Here is a 2930-nt window from a genome sequence, read left to right as displayed (position 1 = left end):
GCCAAGCGCGTTCAGCGCGTTGCCGGTGCCGGTGATCGACAGATCGGCGTTGACGCCGGTCGAGAGCTTGAGCTGGCCCGAGGCGTTGATCGACGAGTTGGTCTGGCCGGTGGCCGTCGCAAGCGTCGCGGTGCCGTTGGCGTTGACCGTCGCGGTCTGCACGCCGGTGGCAAGATCGATCGCCTTCAGCACGTCGTTGACGTTGCCGCCCTGCAGATAGACGGTCGAGTTGCCGTTGCCGTCGGTGAGGACGTTACCGCTGGCACCGAAGCCGCTCGGAACGCTCGGAGCACCGGTCGAACCCGGGATCGGCGCGTTCTTGAAGGTGATGACGTGACCGTCGACATTCAGCGTCGAGCCGTCCGCAATCGTCGCACCGAGCGAGCCCGAGCTCGTGGTCCGGTTGACGCTCACGGTGGCGTTGCCGCCGCCCACCGACGTGGTCAGGCCGAGCGACTTGAGCAGGTCGGCCTTGCCGGTGACGCTCAGATCCGCACCCGTCGAGCTCTTCAGCGTGACGGCGCCGCCACCAACGCTCGAAGCGGTCTGGTTGAGGCTGGTCGCGATCGTCGCAGCGCCGGAGCTGATGGATACCGTCTTGACGCCGCTGGCCAGATCGACCGCGGTCAGCAGGTCGCTGACAGTCGCAGCCGGGGTGCCCGCGGTGCCGAGATAGACGGTGGTGTTGCCGTTGCCGTCGGTGACGAGGTTACCGCTGACGCCAGAACCGGACGCAACCGCGGTCGAGGCCGGAGCCGAGCCGCTGCGGAACGTGATGGTCTTGCCGTTTACGGTCAGCGTGTCGCCGTCGGCGGGCTGCGCGTTGCTGGCCAGGCCGGTTGCGGTCGTGCCGTTGGTGGCGATCAGGGTGATGGCGCCGGTCAGCGCCGTGGTGCCGTCGCCGGCCGTTCCCGCGGTGCCTGTGAACGAGCCGATGGTGGCGCCGAGCGTCGTGGTGCCGCTTGCCGCCGTGGTGCCGCCGGCCGCGCCGCTATACACGACGTTGCTGCTCGCCGTCGCGCTGGCAAAGGAGGTCGTGCCGCGCAGGTCGGCCGCCGTCGCACCCGAGATAGTGGTGGAGACGTTGGACTTGGTGGAGTAGCCGACCGTGGTCTGCAGCGCCTGATTGGCAATCGACTTCGCGGAGTCGATCAGCTTCTGCAGCGACGTGATGCCGGTGTTGGCAGCCTGCAGCACCTGCACGCCGTTGGCGATGCCATCGAGCAAATTGTTAATGTCGCTGGCGCGGTTGTCGAGCGACTGTGCCGTGAAGAAGTTGGTCGGATTGTCCAGGGCCGAGTTGACGCTCTTGCCGGTCGACAGACGGCTCTGTGTGGTGGCGAGGAGGTCGGCGGTGGACTGGAGAGAAAGAAGGTTCTGACGAACCGATGAAGAGAGAACGATACCGGACATTGAGTGTTACCCTTCTGGTACGCAACGCAACAAACTTCGATTAGGATTAATCGATGTCCGGGAAGGTGAACGTCCAGGGCTAACAAAGCATGAAGCGTGTCGCGGGAGTCCTTGCCTGGATTCACCATATGAGCGATCGAAGCAGCATCTGGCTTCGCCGTATCGTCATGATCGGATGATGCTTTTTGATACACCGATGAAGCGTTTGCCACTTGTCAACCATAACTCAGAGTGAGCAATTCGCTGTACCGGAATGCCTTCATCAGCCGAGCGGCACTCTGATGCCGGCACAAAAGAAAGCGGCGGGGCCGAAGCCCCGCCGCCGGATCTTGCTTGCGATGTCTGCCGCTTGTTAGCGGAGCAGCTGCAGCACGCTCTGCTGCGACTGGTTGGCCAGCGACAGCGCGGAGACCGCGATGGACTGGCGGGTCGACAGCGCCTGGCTGTTGGCCGCTTCGGTGTTGGTGTCGGCCAGGGTCAAGTTGGACGAACCGGTCTGCAGCACGTTGATCAGGCTCTTGTTGAAGTCCTGACGAACCTGCACCACCGAGAGGTTCGAGCCGAGGCTCGAGGCCTCCGAGCGCAGCGTGCTCGACGCGGCGTTCAGGTTCGACAGCACCTTGTTGGTCGCGGAGTTGTCGATGAAGTCAACGCCGCTGGTCAGGGCGGCGAGACCCAGACCCTTGGAGTTGTAGGTCACGCCGGTGATGCTCAGGTTCGACTTGCCGGTCTCGTCGAACACCAGCTTGAGCTGGTCGCCGTTCAAGAGGTTGACGCCGTTGAACGAGGAGTCCTGCGAGGTCGTGTCGATCTGGTTCAGGATGTTGTTGTACTGAGACACCAGGTTCGCACGCGAGGTCTGGGCGACCGTGTCCTGGACGGGGGTGGAAGCCGTCGAGAACGTGAGCGAGGAAGTGAGCGTGCCGCCGATCGCACCACCCGCGGCGCTCGATCCGATGGTCGAGGACGCGTAGTCGTTGGTGGTGGAGACCGTCAGCAGGCCGTTGGCGTCGATCGTCGCCGTCAGGTTGTTGGCCTGCAGCTTGGTGTTGAGCTGATCGAGCGTCTTGACCGTGCCGCTGGTGCCGTCGCCGAAGGTGACATTGACCGCCGTGCCGCCGTTGAAGGAGGAGAAGGTCAAGGTCTTGCCGCTGATGCCGCCGACGCCGGAAGTACGGGCCGCGGTGAACGCGGTCGAGGTCCCGGTGTTGCCGGCGAGGCCAAGCGCGTTCAGCGCGTTGCCGGTGCCGGTGATCGACAGATCGGCGTTGACGCCGGTCGAGAGCTTGAGCTGGCCCGAGGCGTTGATCGACGAGTTGGTCTGGCCGGTGGCCGTCGCAAGCGTCGCGGTGCCGTTGGCGTTGACCGTCGCGGTCTGCACGCCGGTGGCAAGATCGATCGCCTTCAGCACGTCGTTGACGTTGCCGCCCTGCAGATAGACGGTCGAGTTGCCGTTGCCGTCGGTGAGGACGTTACCGCTGGCACCGAAGCCGCTCGGAACGCTCGGAGCACCGGTC

Annotated in this window: 2 protein-coding genes; both read right to left on the bottom strand. The window is 64.6% G+C overall.

What is annotated here, in order from left to right; all coding sequences use genetic code 11:
* Window positions 1-1413, bottom strand: a 1413-nt coding sequence (locus tag E4K65_RS46500; protein WP_135179739.1) for a DUF1522 domain-containing protein, incomplete at its 3' end; no start/stop codon positions are given.
* Window positions 1414-1765: 352 nt separating this feature from the next.
* On the bottom strand, window positions 1766-2930 hold a 1165-nt coding region (locus E4K65_RS46495; protein WP_135179738.1), incomplete at its 5' end, for a DUF1522 domain-containing protein.

The organism is Bradyrhizobium niftali, assembly GCF_004571025.1.
Taxonomy (GTDB): Bacteria; Pseudomonadota; Alphaproteobacteria; order Rhizobiales; family Xanthobacteraceae; genus Bradyrhizobium; species Bradyrhizobium niftali.
The sequence above is the reverse complement of the archived record's forward strand: the minus strand, read 5'-3'. Positions and strand labels throughout refer to the sequence as shown.